Origin of the sequence: Pseudomonas sp. zfem003 (assembly GCF_032621675.1) — a bacterium.
Classification (GTDB): Bacteria; Pseudomonadota; Gammaproteobacteria; order Pseudomonadales; family Pseudomonadaceae; genus Metapseudomonas; species Metapseudomonas otitidis.
In genome coordinates, this window is the sequence record NZ_JAVYJG010000012.1 from 93,849 (window position 1) to 118,386 (window position 24,538).

Here is a 24,538-nt window from a genome sequence, read left to right on the forward strand (position 1 = left end):
ACCCGAGCATTTCGTCGCCATGGTCTAACGCCTCGGTCATGGCGGCCGACCTATACTTTGTCTGCACTTCCCTTCCTCCTCCCTGAGGCGTTCTTCCATGTCCCTGCAAAACTCCCTGCGAGGCCAGCTCCTCGCGCTGTTGGGTGGCAGCCTGCTGCTGATCCTGGTGGTCGCGCTTGCCTGCTTCAATTCACTGTCTGGTGGTATCCAGTCCTATCGCAATCTCGTAGGTGGCACGCTGGAAGCGTCCGGCCTCGTCGACAGCGCCAACGTCGAATTCAAAGGCCAGGTCCAGGAATGGAAGAACGTGCTGCTGCGCGGCAAGGACCCGGCCGCCCTGGCCAAGTACTGGGGCCAGTTCGAGGACCAGGAACGCAAGGTCCAGGACATCCTCGGCAAGCTGGTCAATGAAGCCCGCGACATGGGCGACCGCGACCTGCAGACCCAGGTGGAGCGCCTGCGCACCGAGCACCAGAGCCTGGGCGCGGCCTACCGCAAGGGCCGCGAGGCCTTCCTTGCCGCCGGGGCCGACCCGACCGCCGGCGACAAGGCGGTGCAGGGCATCGACCGCGCCGCCAGCGACCAGATGACCGCCCTGGTCACCCAGCTGCATGACCGTGGCATTCAGCAGTCGGCCGAGATCAGCGCCAGTGCCGGCGCTACCGTGACTGGCGGCCTGGTGACCATGCTGCTGTCCAGCCTGGTGATCGGCGTGCTGGCCCTGTGGCTGATCAACCGCCGCCTGATCGCACCGATCCGCACCCTCATCGAGCACATCGCCCGCCTGAGCCAGGGCAACTTCGGCGAGCGCGTCGACAGCAGCCGCAAGGATGAGCTGGGTAGCCTGGCCAATTCGGCGAACGTGCTGCGGGACTTCCTCGCCGACACCTTCAACCGGCTGAAGCACAGCACCAGCGAGCTGGACAACGCCAGCGGCGAACTCAACGCCATCGCCGTGCTGATGGCCCAGGGCGTGCGCGAGCAGTTCTCCCGCACCGACCAGGTGGCCACGGCGATGCACGAGATGTCCGCCACCGCCCAGGAAGTGGCGCGCCATGCCGCCGAAGCCGCCGGCGCTGCCGACCAGGCCGATACCTCCGCCCAGCAGGGCGAGCGGGTGATGCAGGCAACCATCCAGAGCATCACCGGCATGCGCGGCGAGATCGCCTCCACCGCCGAGGTGATCCGTCGCCTGGAAAGCGACAGCGGGCGCATCAGCAAGGTGCTGGAAGTGATCCGTGGCATCGCCGAGCAGACCAACCTGCTGGCCCTCAACGCCGCCATCGAGGCCGCCCGCGCCGGCGAGCAGGGCCGTGGCTTCGCGGTGGTGGCCGATGAGGTCCGCACCCTGGCCCAGCGCACCGCCGAATCCACCGCCGAGATCCACCAGATCATCGACACGGTGCAGACCGGCGCGGTGAATGCGGTGCGCGCCATCGAGAACGGCCAGAACCGCAGCGAGCAGAGCGTCACCCAGGTCACCGAGGCCGGTGCCATGCTGCAGCGCATCACCGAAGCCGTGGAGGCGATTCGCGACATGAACCGGCAGATCGCCACCGCAGCCGAGGAGCAGACCTCGGTGGCCGAGGACATCTCCCGCAACCTCACCGAGATCACCGCCATCGCCAACACCAACAACGAGAACGTGCAACGCACCGAAGGCGCCAGCCAGCGGCTGCATGGCCTCTCGGGCGAACTGAACGACGTCACCCGCCGCTTCAGCGCCTGATTCTCCCGGCACAGGGATGTGCCTTCCCCTCCCCCTCGCCTGTTCGGCGCCGGCCGACCTGCCAAAATAAAATCCGCGATATTCGGCGATCATCGCCGATCATGAACAGCAGCCAGCAAACCGCCCGCCTAGCGCAATCTTTTGCAATTCCGGGGCTTTGACTTGCCCCCGCCGGTAGGAATAAGGTGCACGCCTCGCCTATTCCCAGGCCCGACTCTGCCTTGCCAAGGAACCGGAATATGTTGCTCCGCCGCATGCTCATCATGCTCGGCGCGGTCATCCTCGTGGTGCTCGCCCTTGCCGCCTACAAAGCCTTCTCTATCAAGCAACAGATCGCGATGTTCACCGCGCCCAAACCGGCCATCAGCGTGTCGGCCGCCCTGGCCGAACAGCGCCCGTGGCAGGAACGCCTGCCGGCGATCGGCTCGCTCAAGGCCTTCCAGGGCGTCGACCTGACCGTCGAGGTCTCCGGCACCGTGCAGGACGTGCTGTTCCGCTCCGGCGAGAAGGTGCGCCAGGGCCAGCCGCTGATCCAGATGGACAGCGACGTGGAGAAGGCCAGCCTGGCCACCGCCGAGGCGACCCTGTCCCTGGCCCGCGTCGAATTCGAGCGCGGCCGCAGCCTGGTCAACCGGCAGAACATCTCCAAGAGCGAGTTCGACCGCCTGTCCTCCGAGCTGCAGAAGGCCAACGCCTCGGTGGCCCAGTTGAAGGCGACCCTGGACAAGAAGCGCATCCTCGCGCCGTTCGGCGGCACCATCGGTATCCGCAAGGTGGACGTGGGTGACTTCCTCTCCTCCGGCACCACCATCGCCACCCTGCAGGACCTGGACAACCTCTATGTGGACTTCTTCCTGCCCGAGCAGGCCGTGCCCAAGCTGGCCCTGGAGCAGCGCGTGCGGGTGAGCGTGGCGGCGTACCCGGGCGAGGTGTTCGAAGGCACCATCTCGGCGATCAACCCGAAGGTCGAGGACACCACCCGCAACCTGCAGGTCCGCGCCGTGTTGAAGAACCCCGACAACAAGCTGCTGCCGGGCATGTTCGCCAACCTCGACGTGCTGCTGCCGGGTGAAGAGCAACGCGTGGTGGTCCCGGAGACCGCCATCACCTACACCCTGTACGGCAACTCCGTGTACGTCATCGCACCGAAGAAGGGCGAGGACGGCCAGGAGCAGAAGGACGACAAGGGCGAACCCTACCTGGTGGTCGAGCGCCGCTTCGTCGAGACCGGCGAGCGCCGCGACAGCCAGGTGGTGGTGCTCAAGGGCCTCAAGACCGGTGAGCAGGTGGTCACCTCCGGCCAGCTGAAGCTGGACAACGGCTCCCACGTCGCGGTGGTGGACGACCCGGTCCTCGCCCCCAAAACGGAAGATCAAGCCAGCGCTGCCCAATAAGGCGGCGCCAAGGAATCGCATATGGCTTTCACAGATCCCTTCATCCGTCGACCGGTCCTGGCGACCGTGGTCAGCCTGCTCATCGTCCTGCTCGGTTTCCAGGCGTTCAGCAAGCTGGTCATCCGCCAGTACCCGCAGATGGAGAACGCCCTGATCACGGTGACCACCGCCTACCCGGGGGCCAACGCCGAGACCATCCAGGGCTACATCACCCAGCCGCTGCAGCAGAGCCTGGCGAGTGCCGAAGGCATCGACTACATGACGTCGTCGAGCCAGCAGAACATGTCGGTCATCTCGATCTACGCGCGCATCGGCGCCAACTCGGACCGGTTGTTCACCGAGCTGCTGGCCAAGGCCAACGAGGTGAAGAACCAGCTGCCTCAGGACGCCGAAGACCCCGTGCTGTCCAAGGAGTCGGCCGACGCCTCGGCGCTGATGTACATCAGCTTCTACAGCGACGAGCTGTCCAACCCGCAGATCACCGACTACCTGTCGCGGGTCATCCAGCCCAAGCTGGCGACCCTGCCGGGCATGGCGGAGGCAGAGATCCTCGGCAACCAGGTCTTCGCCATGCGCCTGTGGCTGGACCCGGTGAAGATGGCCGCCTACGGGGTCACCGCCACCGACGTGAGCGATGCGGTGCGCAAGTACAACTTCCTCTCGGCCGCCGGCCAGGTGAAGGGCGAGTACGTGGTGACCAGCATCAACGCCACCACCGACCTGAAGTCTCCCGAGGCCTTCGCCGCCATCCCGGTGAAGACCGTGGGTGACAGCCGCGTGCTGGTGCGTGACATCGCCCGTGTCGAGATGGGTGCGGAGAACTACGACTCCATCAGCTCCTTCGACGGCATCCCGTCGGTGTACATCGGCATCAAGGGCACCCCCAGCGCCAACCCGCTGGACGTGATCAAGCACGTGCGCGCGATCATGCCCGAGCTGGAAGCGCAGCTGCCGCCGAACCTGAAGGTGTCCATCGCCTACGACGCCACCCGCTTCATCCAGGCCTCCATCGACGAGGTGGTGAAGACCCTCGGCGAGGCGGTGCTGATCGTCATCGTGGTCGTGTTCCTGTTCCTCGGCGCCTTCCGCTCGGTGCTGATCCCGGTGATCACCATCCCGCTGTCGATGATCGGCGTGCTGTTCTTCATGCAGCTGATGGGCTACTCCATCAACCTGCTGACGCTGCTGGCCATGGTGCTCGCCATCGGCCTGGTGGTGGACGACGCCATCGTGGTGGTGGAGAACATCCACCGGCACATCGAGGAGGGCAAGACGCCCTTCGACGCCGCCATCGAGGGTGCCCGCGAGATCGCCGTGCCGGTCATTTCCATGACCATCACCCTGGCGGCGGTGTACGCCCCCATCGGCTTCCTCGAAGGCCTGACCGGTGCGCTGTTCCGCGAGTTCGCCCTGACCCTGGCGGGCGCGGTCATCATCTCCGGCATCGTCGCCCTGACGCTGTCGCCGATGATGTGCTCCAAGCTGCTGCGCCACGAGGAGAACCCGAGCGGCCTGGCCCACCGGCTGGACCTGATCTTCGAGCGCCTCAAGCACCGCTACCAGCGCGCCCTGCACGGCACCCTCAACACCCGCCCGGTGGTGGTGGTGTTCGCCGTGCTGGTGTTCTGCCTGATCCCGGTGCTGATGATGTTCACCAAGAGCGAACTGGCCCCCGACGAGGACCAGGGCATCGTGTTCCTCATGGCCAAGGCGCCGCAGCCGACCAACCTGGACTACCTGAACGCCTACTCGGCGCAGTTCGTGGACCTGTTCAAGTCCTTCCCCGAGTACTACTCGTCGTTCCAGATCAACGGCTTCGACGGCGTGCAGGCGGGTATCGGCGGCTTCCTGCTCAAGCCCTGGGACGAGCGCGAGCGTACCCAGATGGAGCTGCTGCCGCAGGTCCAGGCCAAGCTGGACAAGATCCCCGGCCTGCAGATCTTCGGCTTCAACCTGCCGTCCCTGCCGGGTACCGGCGAGGGCCTGCCGTTCCAGTTCGTGGTCAACACCCCCAACGACTACGAGTCGCTGCTGCAGGTGACCGAGCGCATCAAGAAACGGGCCGAGGAGTCCGGGAAGTTCGCCTTCCTGAACATCGACCTGGCGTTCGACAAGCCCGAGGTGGTGGTGGACATCGACCGGCAGAAGGCCGCGCAGATGGGCGTCTCCATGCAGGACCTGGGTTCCACCCTGGCCCTGCTGCTGGGCGAAGGCGAGATCAACCGCTTCACCATCGACGGCCGCAGCTACAAGGTGATCGCCCAGGTGGAGCGGGCCTACCGCGACAACCCGGGCTGGCTGAACAACTACTACGTGAAGAGCGAGAGCGGCACCATGGTGCCCCTGTCCACGCTGATCACCGTGCATGACACCGCCCGCCCGACCAAGCTCAAGCAGTTCCAGCAGTTGAACTCGGCGATCATCGAGGGCTTCCCGGTGGTGAGCATGGGCGATGCGGTGGAGACGGTGACCCAGATCGCCCGCGAGGAGGCCCCGCGCGGCTTCGCCTTCGACTACGCCGGCGCCTCGCGCCAGTACGTCCAGGAAGGCAGCGCGCTGTACGTCACCTTCGGCCTGGCGCTGGCGATCATCTTCCTGGTGCTGGCCGCGCAGTTCGAGAGCTTCCGCGACCCGCTGGTGATCCTGGTGACGGTGCCGCTGTCCATCTGCGGGGCGCTGATCCCGCTGTTCCTCGGCATCTCCAGCATGAACATCTACACCCAGGTGGGCCTGGTGACGCTGATCGGCCTGATCAGCAAGCACGGCATCCTGATCGTGGAGTTCGCCAACCAGCTGCGCCGCGAGAAGGGCCTGTCCCCGCGCGAGGCCGTGGAGGAAGCGGCGTCGATCCGCCTGCGTCCGGTGCTGATGACCACGGCGGCGATGGTGTTCGGCATGGTGCCGCTGATCCTCGCCACGGGTGCGGGCGCGGTGAGCCGCTTCGACATCGGCCTGGTGATCGCCACCGGCATGTCCATCGGCACGCTGTTCACCCTGTTCGTCCTGCCGTGCGTCTACACGCTGCTGACGCGCAAGGACCCGCAGCACCAGCCCCAGGCCGAGCCCGTCTCGAGCCACTGAGGCACGTAGAACGAGAAGGCCCCGCAGATGCGGGGCCTTTTTCGTTCGGGGCTGCTCAAAGCCGGTGCAGGGCCTCTACGCGGTGGCCGAAGGCGCGTTCGTAGGCAGTCAGCAGGTGGGCCCAGTCCGCCTCGCTGATGACGGAGTGGCGCTTGATCTTGCCGACGTCATTGAATGCCGCGCGCGCCTGGGCGAAGCGGCGACGGCTCTTCTCCAGGTCGAGCAGGGCAATCTCCGGCATGGCGCCCCGCCCTTCCCCGAGGCGGATGAAGATGTGCTTGGGGTACAGGCAGCCATGTTGCCAGCCACCCCGGTGCAACCGGGCCAGGACCATGGCGATCTGGTCCAGCACCCGGGCACGTTCATCCTCGGTATCCGGCCGCCCCGCCAGGGAGGCGTACCAGCATTCGAAATCGATGAAGCCATCCAGCGCCTCGGTCACCAGCAGGGCCTGCCAACCGGCCTCCCCGCCACGCCGGGCACCGCAGTAGACGAGCCGTGGCACGCGCACGCCCAAGCGCTCGAAGGCACGGATGGCATCCCGCTCGCGCAGCACCGTCGGGCGCCCGAAGGGGTGCAACAGGCTGCGGTAGAGGTGGCCGCACTGGCGCTTGCAGTAGAGCAGCACACCGTCGTCGCGGCGCACCCGCTCCACCCCGCTCTCGCCGCCGCGCCTCAGGTTCGGCGGCTCGACCCATTCGCCTCGCCAATCCCAGAACTGTTCGAATCGGTCGTCCGTGCCCGCTGCCAACGTCATCACGCCTGCCGCCATCAGGTTCCCCTCCGTTCGTCGCCTGGTGAATTCCAGGTCATCGTTCTGATCGAGACCGTCCGAGTGGGCGAATGATTCATGCCCTTTTTTGTGTCGCCTGCGGTAACAGGATCGTGCACGGGGTAACCCCCTTCACGACGGCAAGCCCCGAATCGCATCGCCTGGATGGGCGGCAGCGTCTCTAGTCCGGGAGTTGCACCGATGCATCCCTGCGCTCGTCGGCTCGTAGCGGCGACGTTGCAAAGGCCGTACCGCTAGCAGGGTATTGAAGCAGGGAATCGAGGAATGGCGATGGGAGCAGAAGGAGGGAGGGTGTTGACGGGCTCCTCCCCGTCATGAGGGAGGAGCACCATGGCGAGGATCAGGGCTGGCCGCGCAGCCCTTGGGTCAGGCCGTACATCAGCAGCAGGAGGTTATCGTCGGGCCTGGCCAGGGGCTTGTGCCGGGCGTTGGGCGGTACCGGGCAGTAGCCGAGACCGTTTGAACTGACTACCGAGGGCGATGGCTCGTGCCAGGCCGCTGCCGCCGCAGAGGCGACTCCCAGGGCGCCGGCGAGGAACAAAGCTCGCGTGATTTCTAATTTCATGATCGCAACCCCTTGATAGCGCTGCCAAACGCTGTGACTTAACCGTAGAACACCTGGCGGTGACCGTGACCTGGAGTGACGAACGGTCCTTCGGGTCCGGGGTGCTCGGTGCACCGCCGCAGAAAATCAACGGCTGAGGCTGGCAGACAATTGTTTCAGTTCGAGGTTCCCTGCCGCCCCATCCGCGCGTCAGTACGCTACGCGGATGGGGGTCAAGGGGAGATCAAACGAAGGTGAAAAAAGCGTCAATTCAGGTCGGGCGCTTGCCGAGCACGACCTCGAAGCGGCAGCCATTGGGCTCCACGGCGGTGAGGGCGATGCTCCAGCCCTGGTTGTCGCAGATCCGCTGCACCAGCGAGAGGCCGAGCCCCAGGCCGTCGCCCCGCTTGGCGCCGCCGCGGACGAAGGGCTGGAACATCGCTTCGCGGTCTTCCTCGGGGATGCCGACGCCGGTGTCCTGCACCACGAAGGCGGCACCGGAGAGCTCGAGGCGGATGCTGCCGCTGTCGGTGTAGTGCAGCGCGTTGCGCAGCAGGTTGCCCATGACCGAGCGCAGGAAGGCGGCGTTGTAGCGCACCTCGCTGGCCGCCTCGCCGGGCAGGTAGGTGAAGGCCAGGCCCTTGTCCTCGATGGCGGGCCGCCACAGGGCATCCAGCTCATCGGCCACTTCCCGCAGGCTGGCCTGGGGCCCGAGGTTGACCTCCTCCTGGCGTGCGCGGGCGAGCATCAGGAAGGTCTGCACCAGGTCGCGCATCTCCTCGCTGGCACGGGCGATACGCTCCACCTGGGCCTGAGCACGGGCGTCGAGGCTGTTGTTCTCTTCCAGCAGCTCGCAGGAGGAGGCCATCACCATCAACGGGGTGCGCAGCTCGTGGCTGACGTCGCTGGTGAACAGGCGCTCGCGGGTCAGCACCTGGTGCAGGCGCCCCAGGGTGTCGTCGAAGGCCCGGGCCAATTGCCCCACCTCGTCGGAGGCATAGTCCGGCGCCAGCGGCGGCGCGAGCCCGAGCAACTGGTCGCGGTGGCGGACCTGGCGGGCCAGGCGCACCACGGGCTCGATGACCTTGCGCGCCAGCAGCCAGCCGAGCACGGCGGAGAGCAGCACGCTGAGCACGAAGCCCACCAGCACCACGCCGTAGAGCACGCGCTCGCGGTCTTCGAAGTCGCTCTGGTCCTGCAGCAGCATGTAGCGGCGCCCGTGCACATCCCGCACCAGGGCGTGGTAGGACAGCGCCCCCTCGAAGATCTCGTGGAAACCCTCGCTCAGCTCGCGGTAGGACTCGGGCATGGAGTAGCGGTTGTGGCCGCCATCATCCATGTAGAAACGGGTGTCGCTGTCCAGGATCGGCGGGCGCCCCTGGTAGATGTTCTGCTCCAGCACGCGATCCAGTTCGTTGCTCAGGTCGCGGGAGATCAGCTGCTCCTCGATCACGTGCACCACTTCGATGATGCCCAGGGAGAAGGTGCCACCCACCAGCACGGTCATCAGGGTGAAGGCGATGACGATGCGGCGGGCGAGGCTCTGCCTAAACTCCATCGATCGACTCCGAGAGCCGGTAGCCAAGGCCGTGCAGGGTGTGCAGCAGGGGCTTGCCGAAGGGCTTGTCGATCACCTGGCGCAGTTGGTGGATGTGGCTGCGCAGGGCATCGCTGTCGGGGCAGTCGTCGCCCCACAGGGCCTCTTCCAGCACTTCGCGGCGCACCAGGTGCGGGCTCTTCTGCATCAGCACCGCCAGCAGCTTGAGGCCGATGGGGTTGAGCTTGAGCGGCTTGCCACCCCGGCTGACCTCCAGGGTGTCGAGGTCGTAGTGCAGGTCGCCCACCTGCAGGGCACGCTTGCCGCCGCCCCGGCTGCGCCGCAGGACGGCCTCGATGCGGGCCGCCAGCTCGGACAGGGCGAAGGGCTTGACCAGATAGTCGTCGGCACCGGAGCGGAAGCCCTGCAGGCGGTCGTCCAGGGCATCGCGGGCGGTGAGCATGATCACCGGGGTGTCCAGGCGGGCCTCTTCCCGCAGGCGCTGGCACAGGCTGTTGCCGTCCAGGCCGGGGAGCATCACGTCCAGCACGATCAGGTCGAAATGCCCGTTGGCCGCCAGGTGCAGGCCGGACAAGCCATCCTGGGCGCAGTCCACCGTGTAGCCCTTGAGCTCCAGGTAATCGGCCATGTTGGCCAGGATGTCCTTGTTGTCTTCTACCAGCAGGATGCGCATCGCCCCCTCCTCGAACAGGTTGCCCGCACGTCGCGGCGCCGGCCTTTGACCACGGCCGGGACGCAGGTTCCGTGAATGGCGCTCATTCTGGCGAGAGCGGCCTGGGTTGGGAAGCGCAGAGCCACGTTGCGGGGCATCTCGGTCGGCGCAGGGGCCTGGTTGAGCGCCCCAAAAGAAAAGCCCCGCACAAGGCGGGGCTTTTCGATCAGCGTGAGCTGGGGTGGCTTACATCATGCCGCCCATGCCACCCATGCCGCCCATGTCGGGCATGGCCGGAGCCGGCTTGTCTTCCGGCAGGTCAGCCACGATGGCTTCGGTGGTGATCATCAGGCCGGCGATGGAGGCAGCAGCCTGCAGCGCGGTACGGGTGACCTTGGCCGGGTCGATGATGCCGAACTCGATCATGTCGCCGTACTGGCCGGTGGCAGCGTCGTAGCCGTAGTTGCCGGAACCCTGCTTGACCTTGTCCAGAACCACGGAAGCCTCGTCACCGGCGTTGGTGACGATCTGGCGCAGCGGAGCCTCGACAGCGCGACGCAGGATGTTGATACCTGCGGTCTGCTCTTCGTTGGCACCCACCAGGTCCTTGATGGAGGACAGGGCACGAACCAGTGCCACGCCACCGCCAGGAACCACGCCTTCTTCCACTGCAGCACGGGTGGCGTGCAGGGCGTCTTCCACGCGGGCCTTCTTCTCTTTCATCTCGACTTCGGTAGCCGCACCGACCTTGATCACGGCAACACCGCCGGCCAGCTTGGCCAGACGCTCTTGCAGCTTCTCCTTGTCGTAGTCGGAGGAGGTTTCCTCGACTTGCTTGCGGATCTGGGCAACGCGGGCTTCGATGTCAGCCTGGGCGCCAGCGCCGTCGATGATGGTGGTGTTTTCCTTGCTCAGGACGACGCGCTTGGCGTTGCCCAGGTGCTCCAGGGTGGCGCTTTCCAGGGACAGGCCGACTTCTTCGGAGATGACGGTACCGCCGGTCAGGATGGCGATGTCCTGCAGCATGGCCTTGCGGCGGTCGCCGAAGCCCGGGGCCTTGACGGCAGCAACCTTGACGATGCCGCGCATGTTGTTGACGACCAGGGTAGCCAGGGCTTCGCCTTCGACGTCTTCAGCCACGATCAGCAGCGGGCGGCCGGACTTGGCAACGGCTTCCAGAACCGGCAGCAGTTCGCGGATGTTGGAGATCTTCTTGTCGACCAGCAGCAGCAGCGGGCCGTCGAGCTCGGCCACCATGGTGTCCGGCTTGTTGATGAAGTAGGGGGACAGGTAGCCACGGTCGAACTGCATGCCTTCCACGACGGACAGTTCGTTTTCCAGGCCCGAGCCTTCTTCAACGGTGATCACGCCTTCCTTGCCTACTTTCTCCATGGCTTCGGCAATGATGTTGCCGATGGAGTCGTCGGAGTTGGCGGAGATGGTGCCGACCTGGGCGATGGCCTTGGTGTCGGTGCACGGCTTGGACAGGTTCTTCAGCTCGGCAACGATGGCGGTGGTGGCCTTGTCGATGCCGCGCTTCAGGTCCATCGGGTTCAGGCCGGCAGCGACGGCTTTCAGGCCTTCGGTGACGATGGCCTGGGCCAGAACGGTGGCGGTGGTGGTGCCGTCACCGGCAGCGTCGTTGGCCTTGGAAGCCACGTCTTTCACCAGCTGGGCGCCGATGTTCTCGATGCGGTCCTTCAGCTCGATTTCCTTGGCGACGGAAACGCCGTCCTTGGTGATCAGCGGAGCACCGAAGCTGCGCTCCAGAACCACGTTGCGGCCTTTCGGGCCGAGGGTGGCTTTAACGGCATCAGCCAGGGTGTTAACGCCTACGAGCAGTTTCTTGCGAGCGGCATCGCCGAATTTGACGTCTTTAGCAGCCATGTTGTCTTCCTCGAATCTCTAAGTGGGAAAGGGGTCGGGTTCAGGCTTCGATGACAGCGAGGATTTCGTTCTCGCCCATGACCAGCAGGTCTTCACCGTCGACTTTCACGGTGTTGCTGCCGGAGTAGGGGCCGAACACAACCTGGTCACCGACCTTCACAGCCAGGGGACGGACTTCGCCGTTGTCCAGCACGCGACCGGTACCGACAGCAACCACTTCGCCGCGGTTCGGCTTCTCGGCAGCCGAGCCCGGCAGCACGATGCCGCCAGCGGTCTTGGTTTCTTCTTCGCTGCGACGGATCACGACGCGGTCATGCAGGGGACGAAGCTTCATGGTCTAACTCTCCCAATCAGTGTTTTCCGGCGCCGGTGAAAATCACCGGCGGGTTAGCAAAAGCCGGCGGTGCCGGCAGCAGCGTGCCAGGCACGCTGCGGAAGTCTGAACTGCCCCTGGGGGCAGTAACCTTGCGGTGTCGGATAGATAGGGTCGCCTGGCGGCATTTCAAGGGGCACCCGAAAAAAATTCCTCGGGCCGCCCGATAACGGGGCGGAATCAGTCGTCGCGACGCTCGTATTCGCCTTCGATGACGTTATGGCGCGGCTGATTGCGCGCCAGCGGGTCGTCGGAGAAGGCACGCTGGCGTTCGGCCTGTCGAGCGGCACGCTGCAGGACACGACGGATGATCAGGCGACGTGTGAAGGGAATGATGCAGACCAGCCCGAAGAGGTCGCTGATGAAGCCGGGGAGCAGCAGCAGGCCGCCGCCGACCGCGATCATCAATCCCTCGAGCATCTCCTGCTCCGGCAGTTCGCCCCGGGCCAGCCGCTCACGGGCGCGCCAGGCGGTGGCGACGCCGGCGATGCGCAGCATGAAGCTGCCCAGCAAGGCGGTGGCCACCAGCAGCAGCAGGGTCGGGAAGACGCCGATGACGCTGCCGACCTTGATCAGGACGGCCAGCTCGATGAGCGGGAACAGCAGGAAGAGGAACGCAAAGACACGCATGAAAGTTTCCTTCGCGGAAGAACGGCTTCCGGTAAGACAGCTACATGAAGCCGGCCTCCGGCGAATTCAAGCGTCGGGGGCCTCGGCATCCGGCCAGCGGTCGGCCCGGGCCAGCGCCACCAGGGCCTGACGGACTGCACCCGGTGTGTTGCAGGATGTTGGGAAGGGCAGCCAGTGAATGCTCTGACCCAGCCGGACATGGAAGCCTTCGCTGTCGATGCCCACCAGTTCGGCTGCCGGATCGGCCGGCAGGCCGCGCAGGGCCAGGTAGTGGTCGATGGCGCTGCGATGGTCGGCGTTCATGTGCTCCACCATCCCGGTCTCGCTTTCCCCGGCGAAGGGGTTGGCCAGGGCCACCTCGTCGATCCAGTGGATGGCGCCGAAGCCGCCGATGAAACGGGCACGCACCGGCTCCAGTACCCAGAAATCGAAATCATGGGTCAGGTGGTAGTCACGGGATTGGGGGAAGTAGCGGTAGTAGCGCGCACCGGCGGCGGCGATGGCCTCGGGCTCCGTCAACTGGCGCGCCTCGGCCAGCAGGGTCAGGCGGCCGACGGCCTGGATATCGTCTGCACCACGCTCGCCCACCAGCAGCGAGCACTTCGGGTCCTTCTGCAGGTTGTGGGTGTGCTGGGCGATGCGGCTGATGAGGATGAGCGGCCGCCCCTCGGCGTCCAGGCAATAGGGGGCCACCGATCCGAAGGGGTAGCCGGGCATGGCCTTGGACTGGGTCGAGAGCACGCCCCGGTATTCCTTGAGCAGCAATTCTCGGGCATTCTTTGCGGCTTTCACGCTCACCTTCTGACTCCTCGCAGAGAATCCGTCGTAAACGGACGGGCGCTCAGGATAACGGTTCCGGGCTGCCAGCGGGGCACAGCGATCCATAATTCCCAGTTCGAGGGGCTACACCATGCAGCTGAAAGACAAGGTCATCATCATCACCGGCGGCGGCCAGGGCCTGGGCCGGGCCATGGGCGAATACCTGGCGGCCAAGGGCGCACGCCTGGCGCTGGTCGACCTCAACCAGGAGCGCCTGGACGAGGCCGTGGCGGCCTGCAAGGCAGCCGGTGGCGACGCCCGCGCCTACCTGTGCAACGTGGCCAACGAAGAGCAGGTGACCCACCTGGTCAGCCAGGTGGCGGATGACTTCGGCGCGATCAACGGCCTGGTGAACAACGCCGGCATCCTGCGTGACGGCCTGACCATCAAGGTCAAGGACGGCGAGCTGACCAAGATGAGCCTGGCCCAGTGGCAGGCGGTGATCGACGTGAACCTGACCGGCGTGTTCCTCTGCACCCGCGAAGTGGCCGCCAAGATGATCGAGCTGAAGAACGAAGGCGCCATCGTCAACATTTCCTCCATTTCCCGCGCCGGCAACATGGGCCAGGCCAACTACTCCGCGGCCAAGGCCGGGGTGGCGGCCGATACCGTGGTATGGGCCAAGGAGCTGGCACGCTACGGCATCCGCGTCGGTGCCGTGGCACCCGGCTTCATCGAGACCGAGATGGTCGCCAGCATGAAGCCCGAGGCCCTGGAGAAGATGACCGCCGGCATTCCGCTCAAGCGCCTGGGCAAGCCGATGGAGATCGCCCACTCGGTGGCCTACATCCTGGAGAACGACTACTTCACCGGCCGCGTGCTGGAACTGGACGGCGGCCTGCGCCTGTAAGGCGCGCCCCGCTCCACGAAAAAGCCCCGCCGAAGCGGGGCTTTTTCATGCCGGTTGGCGTTACCAGCCGATACCGAAGCCCACGGTGTAGCGGGTGCGGTCGGTGTCCCCTTCGGCACCGCTGACCAGGTCGCGCTCGGCCTTCATGTTGAGCGACGCCCAGTCGGTGACCTTGTAGCGCAGGCCCACCTCGGCATCCAGGGAGTAATCGGCGGCGTTGCCCAGCGGGCGGCCCACTTCGCCGGTGGTGAAGAACTCGACGGTCTTGCCCACCAGGTAGCGGTTGTAGTCCCACTTCACGCCGAGGGCATAGAAGTTGTCCTTCTCGCCGGTGTCGTACTGGTAGTCGGTGCGGTTGATCAGGGAGGCCAGGGAGAAGGCGCCCAGTTCGTCGTCCCAGAACTGATAGCCGGGGCCGGTACCCACGGTGCGCTGGCGACGCAGCTCCTCGATCTTGTCGCGCTTGTAGCCGGCGCGGCCCTGCCAGAAGAACTTGTCGGTGATGAAGCGGTCGAGGGCGTACTCCAGCTCCCAGTTCTCGGTGGTCTTCACCTCGTTCTGGAATTCGCGGTTGTACTCGCCGTTGGCGTTGTGCCGCCAGCGACCATGACGGGCCTTGGTCTTGAAGTCGACGTCGTAGTCGTCGGTGTCCTTCTCGGCGCGCTTGTAGTCGAGCGAGACGTCGACGTTGCCGGTCCAGGTCAGGTCCTCGACGAAGGGCTTGGGCTTCATGATCTGTTCGATGCTGGCCAGCTCGACGGTCTTGGGCGCCTCGCCGTTGGCCAGGATCACCTTGCCCGGCTCGGCCGGCATCAGGGTCTTGGCGCGCTCGCCGGTGAGGTCGTCCTGCTTGACCATCAGTTCCTGGTCGCTCTGCAGGGTGGCGACCTTGGACCAGTCCAGCGGGATGGAGCCGCCGTAGTCGGTCTGCAACATCAGTTTGCCGCCGTCGAAGACGCGGATCTTGCCGGTCAGGCGGTCACCGTTCTTCATCCAGACGGTGTCGGCGAAGGTGGAGGTCGAAGCGGCAGCAAGGGCCAGGCAAAGGAGTTTTCTGGACAACATGGCGGATACGCAGGCTCGGGACTTTGCGGAAAAACCGGGCATTATCCGCAAGCCCGGCGGCTGAGCAAGGACTGACCGACGTATCGTCGCCAAGTTCCCGTCGCCGCCTCCCACATTGCCCCTCCCCCGGCGTCGCCCTATGCTGGCCGCCACCGCCCGCCGGAACCCGCCATGCCCCCGTCAACGCCCCCTGCCCAGGACGATTTGCGGCTCTCCAGCCCGGAAGCCCGTCGCGAAGCCCTCTACCTCACGCTGGCCCAGGTTCCGCCCGGCAAGGTGGTCAGCTATGGGCAACTGGGCGAAATGGCCGGACTGGGCCGCGCGGCGCGCTGGGTGGGCCGTACCCTCGGCCAGTTGCCGGAGGGCACCCGCCTGCCCTGGCACCGCGTGATCGCGGCGGGCGGACGGCTCAGCCTGCCCGCCGGAACCGTCTCCGGTGACGAACAACGGGCACGTTTGCGGGCCGAAGGGGTCTTCATCCACAACGAACGGGTGGACATGCGTCGGCACGGCTGGCTTCCCATGCCACCCAAGGGTTAGAGTGCGCGCTTTGTTGCGGTCCCCCGGCGCGCACGCCATCAAGGACCGCCCCGTGCCCTCTGGATCTCACGCCTGATGTCCCACCGAACCTGGCGCGCCGCCCTGGCCGCCTATGCCAGCCCGGCCACCCTGGCCCTGCTCCTGCTGGGCTTTGCGGCAGGGCTGCCTTACATGCTGGTGTTCTCCACCCTCTCCGTCTGGTTGCGCGAGGCCGGCGTCGCCCGCGAGACCATCGGCTTCGCCAGCCTCATAGGCCTGGCCTACGCCTTCAAATGGATCTGGTCGCCGCTGCTGGACCAGTTCCGCCTGCCGCTGCTGGGCCGCCTCGGCCGGCGCCGTTCCTGGCTGGTGCTGTCCCAGGCGCTGGTTGCACTCGGCCTGATCGGCATGGCCCTGGCCGACCCCAAGGCACACCTGACCTGGCTGATCGGCCTCGCGGTGGTGGTGGCCTTCGCCTCGGCCACCCAGGACATCGCGGTGGATGCCTACCGCCTGGAAATCGCCGACGACAGCCGCCAGGCCGCCCTGGCCGCCAGCTACATGCTGGGCTACCGGGTCTCGGCCCTGCTCGCCACGGCGGGCGCCCTGTATTTCGCCGAGGGGTTCGGTTCCACCGCCGGTGCCTATGAATACGGCGCCTGGGCCAGCACCTACCTGGTGTTCGCGCTGCTGATGCTGCCGGGGCTGATCACCAGCCTGTGGATGCGAGAACCCCACATCGACGCCCAGGTGCAGACCAGCACCTCGCGCTTCCGCCTCAAGGACCAGCTCGCCTCGGTGCTGATCCTGCTGGTGATGCTGATTTCCCTGCCGGCGATGATCACCGGCATGCTCGACCGCGCCTGGCCACGGGCCCTGCTGTACTTCCTGTTCCTGGTCGCGTGCCTGTCGCCCTGGGGGCGCCGCCAGATTGCCCCGGTGCGCGACCTGCTCAGCCAGCAACGCCGACAACTGCTGGCGGCAGCGCGGGGCAAGGTGATTCCCAACTTCGATTTCGTGCACCAGGCCGTGTCGATGATCGTGCTGATCGTGATCCTGGTGACCACGGCGGCGGCCATCAAGGCCTACGCCTCGGGCGCCTGGCCCCGGGGCACGCTGTTCGTGCTGATCACCTTGGCCTGCTTCTCCGCACCGGGGCGCCTGCTGATGGCGCCGGTGGTGACGCCCATCAGCGAGTTCGTCCAGCGCTACCGCTGGCAGGCCCTGCTGCTGCTGGGGCTGATCGCCACCTACCGGATGTCGGACACGGTGATGGGGGTGATGGCCAACGTCTTCTACATCGATCAGGGCTTCACCAAGGACCAGATCGCCAGCGTCAGCAAGGTCTTCGGCCTGGTGATGACACTGCTGGGTGCCGGCGCCGGTGGGGTGCTGATCGTGCGCTTCGGCATCCTGCCCATCCTGTTCATCGGCGGTGCCGCGTCGGCGGCCACCAACCTGATGTTCGTGGTGCTCAGCGACATGGGCGCGCATTTGCAGATGCTGATCCTCACCATCTCCTGCGACAACTTCAGCGCCGGGCTCGCCACCTCGGCCTTCGTGGCCTATCTGTCGAGCCTGACCAACCTGAAGTTCTCGGCGACCCAGTACGCACTGCTCAGTTCGCTGATGATGCTGCTGCCGCGCCTGATCGGTGGCTATTCCGGGGTGATGGTGGAGAGCCTGGGCTATCACCAGTTCTTCCAGCTCACCGCCATCCTCGGCATCCCCACCCTGGTGCTGATCGCCATCCAGTGGAGCCGCGAATCGCGCAAATCGGTGCAGCCCGCCGACCCCAAGGCCGAGGAGCCAGCACCGCCCCCCTCCTCCGAACGTCCATGAAAAAGGCCGGCATCACGCCGGCCTTTTCCATCATCCGGGCCTAGCCCGGCTGGACCTGCACCAGCCTGGGCGGCTGGGCCAGTTCCACGCCAGCCGCGCGCAAGCGGTCACGCACCTGCTCGTTGAGCATGAAGATCACCGCACCGTAGTCGCCTGCAGCCGTCCACAGACGCAGGGACAGGTTGATGGCCGTATCCGTCAGCGCAGCCACCACCACCACGGGTGCCGGGTCAGGCAACACACGGGGATCGCTCGCCAGGGCCAGCAGGGCCTCACGCGCCTTGGCCAGGTCGCTGGCGTAGTCGACCTTCACCTCGTACATCACCTGCCGGGTGGGCTGGCTGGAGGTGTTGGTGATGATGCCGTTGGACAGCGCGCCGTTGGGCACGATCACCGTGCGGTTGTCGCCGGTGCGCAGCACGGTGTGGAAGATCTGGATGCTGTCGACGGTCCCGGAGATGCCCTGGGCCTCGATGAAGTCGCCCACCTTGAACGGCCGGAAGAACAGGATCAGCACCCCGCCGGCGAAGTTCGCCAGGCTGCCCTGCAGGGCCAGGCCGATGGCCAGGCCGGCGGCGCCGATGGCGGCGATGAAGGAGGTGGTCTCGATGCCGATCATCGAGGCGACGCTGACCAGCAGCAGCACCTTGAGGGCGATGTTGGCCAGGTTGGAAATGAAGCGGTGCAGGGTCAGGTCGACCCGGCGCATCGACAGCAGGGCGCTGACCCGGTTGGTGAGCAGGTTGATCAGCCACCAGCCGACCAGCAGCGTCACCAGGGCGAGGGTGACCTTGCCGCTGTATTCGAGAATGACGGGGAGCCAGGCTTCGGACTGCCTGACCAGGTTGTCGAGGTTCATGTCCATGCGGACCTCCTTCTATCGACTCGAGAAAACCGCAGCCGCCCTGGCAAGCAGGGCGGCAAGCGGGCCTATGTGCGACGCGGGGAGACCGCGAAGGTTCAACCGGGTCAGTCGCGGAAGTTGGTGTACTGCAGCGGCATGCCGAGGGATTCGCCACGCAGCAGGGCGATGGCTTCCTGCAGGTCGTCGCGCTTCTTGCCGGTGACACGCACCTGCTCGCCCTGGATGGCGGCCTGGACCTTGAGCTTCTTGTCCTTGATCAGGGCGACGATCTTCTTCGCCAGCTCCTTGTCGATGCCCTCGCGGAAGTTCACTTCCTGCTTGACCACCTTGCCGGACGGGTACGGGTCCTTGAGCTCCATGCACTGGATGTCGAGTTTCCGCTTGATCAGGCAGCTGCGCAGAATGTCCAGCACCTGCTCCAGCATGAAATCGGCCTCGGCAGTGATGGTGACGGACTTGTCCTTGCACTCCACGCTGCACTTGCCGCGCAGGTCGAAGCGGCGCTCCAGCTCCTTGGTGGCGTTGTCGAGGGCGTTGGTGAGTTCGTGCTTGTCCAGCTCGGACACCACGTCGAACGATGGCATGGGTTTCCTCCAGATAGACGGCGCGACCCACATCACGTAAGGGATGCGCCTGGCTTGACGGGTGAGAATGGGCGCCCATTATAACGATCAGGATTCCCTTTTTTGCGGGAATGCGTGGCAGCGACACATTCAGCGCTAACCGTCGGCATGAAAACCTGCTGAAATAGGCACTGATATCACCGAGCCATCAACCTCCCCTCTTCTGCCTTTCTTGCGAGCCTGCCATGCCCAACCCTCACCTCAGCATCCTGGTGGTGGATGACGCCAAGTTTTCCAGTGCGATGATCGGCCGGGCGCTGAGCCAGGCCGGCTATCAGGACGTCCGCTTCGCCAACAGTGCGGGCGAGGCCCTGCGCCTGCTGGAAGAGCGACCGGCGAACGTGTTGTTGGCGGACTGGCTGATGCCCGAGATCGACGGCCTGGAACTCACCGCGCGGGTGCGCCAGCTCGACGAGATGATCGACCACTACACCTACGTCATCCTGCTGACCGGCAAGGAAGGCGAGAACGTCCTGGGCGAGGCCTTCGACCGCGGCGTGGACGACTTCATCAGCAAGTCCTCGATGAACGAGCAACTGGTGCCGCGCGTCTACGCCGCCGACCGCCTGTGCAACACCCTGCAGCGCCTGCTCCACGAGAACCGGCTGATGACCCAGAACATCGCCAGCCTGGAGCAGCGCAACCTGGTGGACTCCCTCACCGGCCTCGGCAACCCGCGCTACCTGCGGCAGAAACTGGCCGACAGCCTGCGCCAGGTCGAGTCCCGTGGCGGCGCCCTGTGCTACCTGCTGATCGGCCTGCAGGATGCGCCGCAGCTGCGCAACCAGTACGGCCCGGCGTTCTACAACGAACTGCTGCAGGGCGTTTCCCGCCGGCTGCAGCAGCTGGTCCGCCCGCTGGACGTGCTGACCCGGCTGGACGACAACCATTTCGGCCTGATCACCCTGCTGGGCGACCTGCACGAGTGCTCCCCCAGCAGCTTCAAGCGCCTGCATGAAAGCCTGAACCTCAAGGCCTTCAAGACCAGCGAAGGCTTCATCACCCTCAAGGCCGGCATCAGCCTGGTGGGCCTGGACGCCAAGGCCCTGCCGGTGGAGGTCGAGGCCCTGCTCGAACGGGCCGAGCGTCTCCTGCCGGACTCCTACGCCAGCGGCCGGGTCAGCGCGGTACGCCTGCCCAGCGCATGACCTGGTACATCCTCGGCAGCGGCAGCCTCGGCACACTGTGGGCCTGCCGCCTCGCCCAGGCGGGCCTGGACGTGCGCCTGCTGCTGCGTGACGAAGCCCGCCTGGCCGCCTACCACCAGGCGGGCGGGCTGACCCTGGTGACCCAGGGCCAGGCCCGGACCTGCGCCCTGCCAGCCGAACTCGCCAGCGCCCCTGACCCGATCCAGCGCCTGCTCGTCGCCTGCAAGGCCTATGACGCCGAAGCCGCCGTGGCCAGCGTCCGCGCACGGCTGGCTCCCGGTGCCGAGGTGGTGCTGCTGCAGAATGGCCTCGGTAGCCAGCAGGCCGTGGCGGACAGCCTGCCCCAGGCCCGCTGCATCCTCGCCTCCAGCACCGAAGGTGCCTTCCGCGAGGCGGACTTCCGCGTGGTGTTCGCCGGGCAGGGGTTCACCTGGCTGGGCGACCCACTCGCCTCCGCCCCGCCGGCCTGGCTGGGCGAACTGGAGGCAGCCGGCATCCCCCACGGCTGGACCGCCGACATCGAAACCCGGCTCTGGCGCAAGCTGGCGCTCAACTGCGCGATCAACCCGCTGACGGTGCTGCACCATTGCCGCAACGGCGAACTGTCCGCCGAGCCGGAGGCGGTCAACGGCCTGTGCGACGAGCTCGCCCGGCTGCTCCAGGCCTGCGGCCAGACCGACGCCGCGCGCGATCTGCACCAGGAGGTGTGGCGAGTGATCGACGCCACCGCCGCCAACTACTCCTCCATGTACCAGGACGTGGCGCGCGGCCAACGCACCGAGATCCGCTACCTGATCGGCCACGCCAGTGCCGAGGCACGGCGCCTGGGCGTGTCGCTGCCACGCCTGGAACAGCTGCTGGACGCCCTGCGCCAGCACCTGGCCGCCCACGGATTGCCCCAGGACTGAGCCCCGCGCTAACCTGCCGCCTTCCCCGCGCCCTGCCTGGACTCTGCCCGTGAACAGCCTGCGCCAACGCCTCGAGAACCTGTCCGTCGGCCGCAAACTGCTGGCCGCCCTGCTGGTCCTGCTGGCCACCGTGCTGCTGATCGCCAACCTGGCCTTCATCAGCGCCGCCTACTGGATCTCCCAGGAGAGCATGGCGCCCCAAGCCCTGCAGACCCTCGGCCGGCTCATCGCCACCCCGCAACTGGCCGGCGAGGCCTTGTCCTCGGCGAAGGCCGCCGAGCATCTGCTCATCCAGCTGGAGGGCTACGGACCGCTGCGCGCTGCGGCAATCTACGACAGCCAGGGCCAGCGCCTGGCCGAACGGATCAGCGGCAGCGGCCTAAAGCTCCCGCAGCACGCCGACGCCCTGAAGCGCTGGCGCCTGCATGAATTCCGCACCACCCAGGTGGTGGAGCTGCCGCAGCCGGCAGGCCCACCGGGCCACCTGCTGCTGGTGGCCTCCAGCGAACTGCCCGGCGCCTTCTACACCGGCACCCTCAGCGCCAGCCTGGCGATCCTCGCCTGCAGCGTCCTGATGTGGATGCTGGTGGCCCGGCAGATCCGCCGTCTGATCACCCGGCCGATCCACGAACTGGAAGAACTCTCGCGCCAGGTGACCCGGGAAGAGAACTACTCCCTGCGTGCCGAGCGCGGCCACCGCGACGAGATCGGCAGCCTGGCCGACGCCTTCAACACCATGCTCAGCCGCATGGAAGCCCGCGAACAGCAGCTCAAGCGCGCGCGGGACGAGTCCCAGGCGGCCTTCAACCAGGCCCAGGCCCTGGCCGAGGAGACACGCCACTCCAACCGCAAGCTGGAGCTGGAAGTGCAGGTGCGCAGCAAGATCGAAAAGAAGCTGACGGGGTTCCAGAACTACCTCAACAGCATCATCGACTCGATGCCGTCGGCGCTGATCGCCCTCGACGAGCAGCTCTATGTCACCCAATGGAACCAGGAAGCCACCGCCCTCTCCGGCACACCGCTGGACGACGCGCTCAACCAGCCGGTGTTCCTCGCCTTCCCCTCGCTCAAGCCCTTCCTGCCGCAGATCAAGCGCACCGCCGAGTATCACCGGGTGGAGAAGGTCGAGCGGGTCAGCTGGCTGATGGGGGAAGAGGTGCACCACTACGCCCTGACCTTCTACCCGCTGATGGGCGGCACCGGGCGTGGCGTGGTGATCCGCATCGACGACATCACCCAGCGCCTGTCCATGGAGGAGCTGATGGTGCAGTCGGAGAAGATGCTCTCCGTCGGCGGCCTCGCGGCCGGCATGGCCCACGAGATCAACAACCCCCTCGGCGCCATCCTGCACAACGTGCAGAACATCCGCCGCCGCCTCTCCCCCGAGCTGGAGAAGAACCGCGAGCAAGCCGAGGCCACCGGCATACGCCTGGAGGCCGTCAACCAGTACCTGGAGGCACGCGAGGTGCCCAAGCTGCTGGACGGCATCCACCAGGCCGGCAGCCGCGCGGCCAAGATCGTCACCCACATGCTGGCGTTCAGCCGCCGCAGCAACCGTCAGATGGAGCCCTGCCAACTGCCCCAGTTGCTGGACCAGGCCGTGGAAATCGCCAGCAACGACTTCGACCTCACCGAGGGCTTCGACTTCAAGGGCATGCGCATCACCCGCGAGTTCGACCCGAAGCTGGGCCCGGTGCCCGGCACCGCCAACGAACTGGAGCAGGTGCTGCTCAACCTGCTGAAGAACGCCGCCCAGGCCATCCACCAGCGCGAGGACGAGCAGGAAGGCCATATCGCCCTGCGCACCCGCCTAGCGCCGCCCTGGGCTGAAATCCAGGTGGAGGACAATGGCGTGGGCATCCCCGAGAACGTACGCAAGCGCATCTTCGAGCCCTTCTTCACCACCAAGGAGGTGGGCCAGGGCACCGGACTCGGGCTCTCCGTCTCCTACTTCATCATCACCAACAACCACAAAGGCCAGATGGAAGTGCAGTCCAAGCCCGGACAGGGCACCTGCTTCACCCTGCGCCTGCCGTTGAATGCCAGCGCCCCAGGAGCCTGACATGGGAAACCGCCTTTCGAAGATCTACACCCGCACCGGCGACCAGGGGCAGACCGGCCTCTCCGGCAACCGTCGCGTCTCCAAGAACCACCCCCGCATCGAAGCCATCGGCGAGGTGGACAGCCTCAACAGCCAGATCGGGCTGCTGCTGGCCGAGATGGCCGAGCGCCAGGCCGACTGGCCCGGACTGGCCGAGGTGATCGAGGTGCTCGCGCCCTGCCAGCACCGCCTGTTCGACCTGGGTGGTGAACTCTCGATGCCCGAGTACCAGTCGCTGCGCGCCAGCGAAGTGGAGCGGCTGGAAGTGGCCATCGACCGCTGGAACGAGGAGCTCGGCCCCCTGGAGAACTTCATCCTGCCCGGCGGCTCGCGCCTGGTGGCCCAGGCCCACGTCTGCCGCTCCGCCGCCCGCACCGCCGAACGCCGTGCCCAGGCCCTCAACGCCGAGGAGCCCCTGCGTGGGGAATTGCTCGCCTACCTCAACCGCCTCTCCGACCTGCTCTTCGTCGCCGCCCGCCTGATCGCCCGTCGACAGGGGATCGGCGAAGTGCTGTGGCAGGCAGCTGCAAAGGCCTGAAACCACGGCTTCGCGAGCAGAGCTCGCTCCTACGCAGTAGAACGAACCTTGCCGCCAGGAGAGGGAATTCGATGTGCAGCGTTATCAAAGCAGCGCCCTGCGTCGTGGACGCGTGTCCGAAACGGGCCGGATCTACCTGCTAACGACAGTCACTCACGATCGACAGCCGCTTTTCGACAATGTCTACGCCGGGCGAAAGGTAGTCGAGCAACTGCGCGAAACTCAGTCCAGCGGACTGGCTCAGACGCTTTGCTGGGTACTGATGCCGGATCACCTGCACTGGCTGGTGCAACTGGAGCGCGACTCGCTGGTAAGTCTAATGCGACGTTTCAAGTCCCGAAGTGCCAAGGCAGTCAATCAACACCTTGGAACGCACGGACGGGTTTGGCAGAAGGGTTATCACGACCGTGCGCTGCGCAAAGAAGAAGATTTGATCGGTCTGGCCCGCTACGTCGTGGCCAACCCATTACGGGCTGGCCTGGTCAGCCGGCTTGCCGATTACCCGCTCTGGGACGCCATCTGGCTCAAAGCCCCGTAGGAGCGAGCTCTGCTCGCGAACCCGCGATCAATCGGCAGACACGGTCATGCCATCCATGGGTGGGCGCAAAGAATGGCCCCC

The 24,538-nt window shown here is 66.2% G+C and carries 21 protein-coding genes and 1 pseudogene; 11 read left to right on the forward strand and 11 right to left on the reverse strand.

The genetic code is table 11. The features are described 5' to 3' along the window. Positions 1-97: 97 nt before the first annotated feature. From RTK35_RS26345 to RTK35_RS26355, 3 genes are all read left to right on the forward strand, one after another. Positions 98-1,729, forward strand: coding sequence for a methyl-accepting chemotaxis protein (locus RTK35_RS26345; protein WP_044409464.1), 1,632 nt, complete (start codon positions 98-100; stop codon positions 1,727-1,729). A gap of 239 nt (positions 1,730-1,968) precedes the next feature. After that, positions 1,969-3,123 (forward strand): efflux RND transporter periplasmic adaptor subunit, encoded by a 1,155-nt coding sequence (locus RTK35_RS26350; protein ID WP_044409467.1) that lies wholly within the window; start codon positions 1,969-1,971, stop codon positions 3,121-3,123. A 21-nt stretch (positions 3,124-3,144) separates the two neighbouring features. Further along, positions 3,145-6,204: a multidrug efflux RND transporter permease subunit gene (locus tag RTK35_RS26355; RefSeq protein ID WP_172432812.1), complete on the forward strand. Its 3,060-nt coding sequence runs from the start codon at positions 3,145-3,147 to the stop codon at positions 6,202-6,204. Positions 6,205-6,259: 55 nt separating this feature from the next. Here RTK35_RS26355 and RTK35_RS26360 read toward each other — a convergent pair whose 3' ends face one another. The 8 genes from RTK35_RS26360 to RTK35_RS26395 all read right to left on the reverse strand — a co-directional run bounded on the left by RTK35_RS26360 (position 6,260) and on the right by RTK35_RS26395 (position 13,439). Further along, positions 6,260-6,961: a lipopolysaccharide kinase InaA family protein gene (locus RTK35_RS26360; RefSeq protein WP_316909368.1), complete on the reverse strand. Its 702-nt coding sequence runs from the start codon at positions 6,959-6,961 to the stop codon at positions 6,260-6,262. Between the two features lie 376 nt (positions 6,962-7,337). After that, a complete protein-coding gene (locus tag RTK35_RS26365) occupies positions 7,338-7,562 on the reverse strand; it encodes a hypothetical protein (protein WP_301153934.1) in 225 nt (74 codons plus the stop codon). A 250-nt stretch (positions 7,563-7,812) separates the two neighbouring features. Further along, the gene (locus tag RTK35_RS26370; protein WP_316909369.1) at positions 7,813-9,099 is read right to left on the reverse strand and encodes a HAMP domain-containing sensor histidine kinase; all 1,287 of its coding nucleotides are present in this window, start codon (positions 9,097-9,099) and stop codon (positions 7,813-7,815) included. After that, complete coding sequence (locus RTK35_RS26375; protein ID WP_044409476.1) at positions 9,089-9,772, reverse strand: response regulator transcription factor; 684 nt, start codon at positions 9,770-9,772, stop codon at positions 9,089-9,091. Before RTK35_RS26375 ends, RTK35_RS26370 begins: the two co-directional genes overlap by 11 nt. Positions 9,773-9,997: 225 nt before the next feature. Continuing rightward, positions 9,998-11,638, reverse strand: a complete 1,641-nt coding sequence (groL, locus tag RTK35_RS26380; RefSeq protein WP_107329581.1) for a chaperonin GroEL — start codon at positions 11,636-11,638, stop codon at positions 9,998-10,000. Positions 11,639-11,678: 40 nt separating this feature from the next. Beyond that, positions 11,679-11,972, reverse strand: a complete 294-nt coding sequence (locus tag RTK35_RS26385) for a co-chaperone GroES (RefSeq protein ID WP_044409482.1) — start codon at positions 11,970-11,972, stop codon at positions 11,679-11,681. 219 nt (positions 11,973-12,191) lie between these two features. After that, complete coding sequence (locus RTK35_RS26390; RefSeq protein ID WP_044409485.1) at positions 12,192-12,641, reverse strand: FxsA family protein; 450 nt, start codon at positions 12,639-12,641, stop codon at positions 12,192-12,194. A 66-nt stretch (positions 12,642-12,707) separates the two neighbouring features. After that, complete coding sequence (locus RTK35_RS26395; RefSeq protein ID WP_044409488.1) at positions 12,708-13,439, reverse strand: HugZ family protein; 732 nt, start codon at positions 13,437-13,439, stop codon at positions 12,708-12,710. A 112-nt stretch (positions 13,440-13,551) separates the two neighbouring features. Here RTK35_RS26395 and RTK35_RS26400 point away from each other — a divergent pair, with 112 nt between their 5' ends. Beyond that, complete coding sequence (locus tag RTK35_RS26400) at positions 13,552-14,310, forward strand: SDR family oxidoreductase (RefSeq protein ID WP_044409491.1); 759 nt, start codon at positions 13,552-13,554, stop codon at positions 14,308-14,310. A 60-nt stretch (positions 14,311-14,370) separates the two neighbouring features. On the opposite strand, the gene RTK35_RS26405 is transcribed toward RTK35_RS26400, so the two are convergent. Beyond that, the gene (locus tag RTK35_RS26405; protein WP_044409495.1) at positions 14,371-15,375 is read right to left on the reverse strand and encodes a DUF481 domain-containing protein; all 1,005 of its coding nucleotides are present in this window, start codon (positions 15,373-15,375) and stop codon (positions 14,371-14,373) included. A 171-nt stretch (positions 15,376-15,546) separates the two neighbouring features. Here RTK35_RS26405 and RTK35_RS26410 point away from each other — a divergent pair, with 171 nt between their 5' ends. Both RTK35_RS26410 and RTK35_RS26415 read left to right on the forward strand, forming a co-directional pair. After that, positions 15,547-15,915, forward strand: coding sequence for an MGMT family protein (locus RTK35_RS26410; protein ID WP_044409498.1), 369 nt, complete (start codon positions 15,547-15,549; stop codon positions 15,913-15,915). Between the two features lie 75 nt (positions 15,916-15,990). After that, positions 15,991-17,736 carry an AmpG family muropeptide MFS transporter gene (locus RTK35_RS26415; protein WP_074971584.1) on the forward strand — a complete coding sequence of 582 codons (1,746 nt, stop codon included), beginning with the start codon at positions 15,991-15,993 and terminating at the stop codon, positions 17,734-17,736. Between the two features lie 40 nt (positions 17,737-17,776). Here RTK35_RS26415 and RTK35_RS26420 read toward each other — a convergent pair whose 3' ends face one another. Together RTK35_RS26420 and RTK35_RS26425 are read right to left on the reverse strand one after the other, a co-directional pair. Next, positions 17,777-18,601, reverse strand: coding sequence for a mechanosensitive ion channel family protein (locus RTK35_RS26420; RefSeq protein WP_253123313.1), 825 nt, complete (start codon positions 18,599-18,601; stop codon positions 17,777-17,779). A 104-nt stretch (positions 18,602-18,705) separates the two neighbouring features. Beyond that, the gene (locus tag RTK35_RS26425; protein ID WP_044409504.1) at positions 18,706-19,185 is read right to left on the reverse strand and encodes a YajQ family cyclic di-GMP-binding protein; all 480 of its coding nucleotides are present in this window, start codon (positions 19,183-19,185) and stop codon (positions 18,706-18,708) included. A gap of 215 nt (positions 19,186-19,400) precedes the next feature. Between RTK35_RS26425 and RTK35_RS26430 the strand changes: the two are divergent. The 5 genes and pseudogenes from RTK35_RS26430 to RTK35_RS26450 form a co-directional block, all read left to right on the forward strand. Then, positions 19,401-20,372 (forward strand): annotated as a pseudogene (locus RTK35_RS26430) (response regulator); the annotation flags it as partial. After that, on the forward strand, positions 20,369-21,280 hold the full coding sequence (locus RTK35_RS26435; protein ID WP_316909370.1) for a putative 2-dehydropantoate 2-reductase: 912 nt from the start codon (positions 20,369-20,371) through the stop codon (positions 21,278-21,280). The pseudogene RTK35_RS26430 and the gene RTK35_RS26435, both read left to right, overlap by 4 nt. A gap of 49 nt (positions 21,281-21,329) precedes the next feature. Beyond that, positions 21,330-23,342, forward strand: a complete 2,013-nt coding sequence (locus RTK35_RS26440; protein WP_074971587.1) for an ATP-binding protein — start codon at positions 21,330-21,332, stop codon at positions 23,340-23,342. 1 nt (position 23,343) lies between these two features. Then, entirely contained in the window at positions 23,344-23,919 is a 576-nt protein-coding gene (locus RTK35_RS26445; protein ID WP_074971588.1) for a cob(I)yrinic acid a,c-diamide adenosyltransferase, read from the forward strand. A gap of 73 nt (positions 23,920-23,992) precedes the next feature. Continuing rightward, positions 23,993-24,457 (forward strand): REP-associated tyrosine transposase, encoded by a 465-nt coding sequence (locus tag RTK35_RS26450; protein WP_316909371.1) that lies wholly within the window; start codon positions 23,993-23,995, stop codon positions 24,455-24,457. Positions 24,458-24,538: the final 81 nt, after the last annotated feature.

Coding starts and splice junctions, on each gene's coding strand:
- RTK35_RS26375 (WP_044409476.1), bottom strand. CDS start 9,772: ATGCGCATCCTGCTGGTAGAAGACAACAAGGACATCCTGGCCAACATG.
- RTK35_RS26365 (WP_301153934.1), bottom strand. CDS start 7,562: ATGAAATTAGAAATCACGCGAGCTTTGTTCCTCGCCGGCGCCCTGGGA.
- RTK35_RS26410 (WP_044409498.1), top strand. CDS start 15,547: ATGCCCCCGTCAACGCCCCCTGCCCAGGACGATTTGCGGCTCTCCAGC.
- RTK35_RS26435 (WP_316909370.1), top strand. CDS start 20,369: ATGACCTGGTACATCCTCGGCAGCGGCAGCCTCGGCACACTGTGGGCC.
- RTK35_RS26415 (WP_074971584.1), top strand. CDS start 15,991: ATGTCCCACCGAACCTGGCGCGCCGCCCTGGCCGCCTATGCCAGCCCG.
- RTK35_RS26405 (WP_044409495.1), bottom strand. CDS start 15,375: ATGTTGTCCAGAAAACTCCTTTGCCTGGCCCTTGCTGCCGCTTCGACC.
- RTK35_RS26360 (WP_316909368.1), bottom strand. CDS start 6,961: ATGACGTTGGCAGCGGGCACGGACGACCGATTCGAACAGTTCTGGGAT.
- RTK35_RS26370 (WP_316909369.1), bottom strand. CDS start 9,099: ATGGAGTTTAGGCAGAGCCTCGCCCGCCGCATCGTCATCGCCTTCACC.
- RTK35_RS26425 (WP_044409504.1), bottom strand. CDS start 19,185: ATGCCATCGTTCGACGTGGTGTCCGAGCTGGACAAGCACGAACTCACC.
- RTK35_RS26345 (WP_044409464.1), top strand. CDS start 98: ATGTCCCTGCAAAACTCCCTGCGAGGCCAGCTCCTCGCGCTGTTGGGT.
- RTK35_RS26350 (WP_044409467.1), top strand. CDS start 1,969: ATGTTGCTCCGCCGCATGCTCATCATGCTCGGCGCGGTCATCCTCGTG.
- RTK35_RS26385 (WP_044409482.1), bottom strand. CDS start 11,972: ATGAAGCTTCGTCCCCTGCATGACCGCGTCGTGATCCGTCGCAGCGAA.
- groL (WP_107329581.1), bottom strand. CDS start 11,638: ATGGCTGCTAAAGACGTCAAATTCGGCGATGCCGCTCGCAAGAAACTG.
- RTK35_RS26390 (WP_044409485.1), bottom strand. CDS start 12,641: ATGCGTGTCTTTGCGTTCCTCTTCCTGCTGTTCCCGCTCATCGAGCTG.
- RTK35_RS26420 (WP_253123313.1), bottom strand. CDS start 18,601: ATGGACATGAACCTCGACAACCTGGTCAGGCAGTCCGAAGCCTGGCTC.
- RTK35_RS26355 (WP_172432812.1), top strand. CDS start 3,145: ATGGCTTTCACAGATCCCTTCATCCGTCGACCGGTCCTGGCGACCGTG.
- RTK35_RS26400 (WP_044409491.1), top strand. CDS start 13,552: ATGCAGCTGAAAGACAAGGTCATCATCATCACCGGCGGCGGCCAGGGC.
- RTK35_RS26445 (WP_074971588.1), top strand. CDS start 23,344: ATGGGAAACCGCCTTTCGAAGATCTACACCCGCACCGGCGACCAGGGG.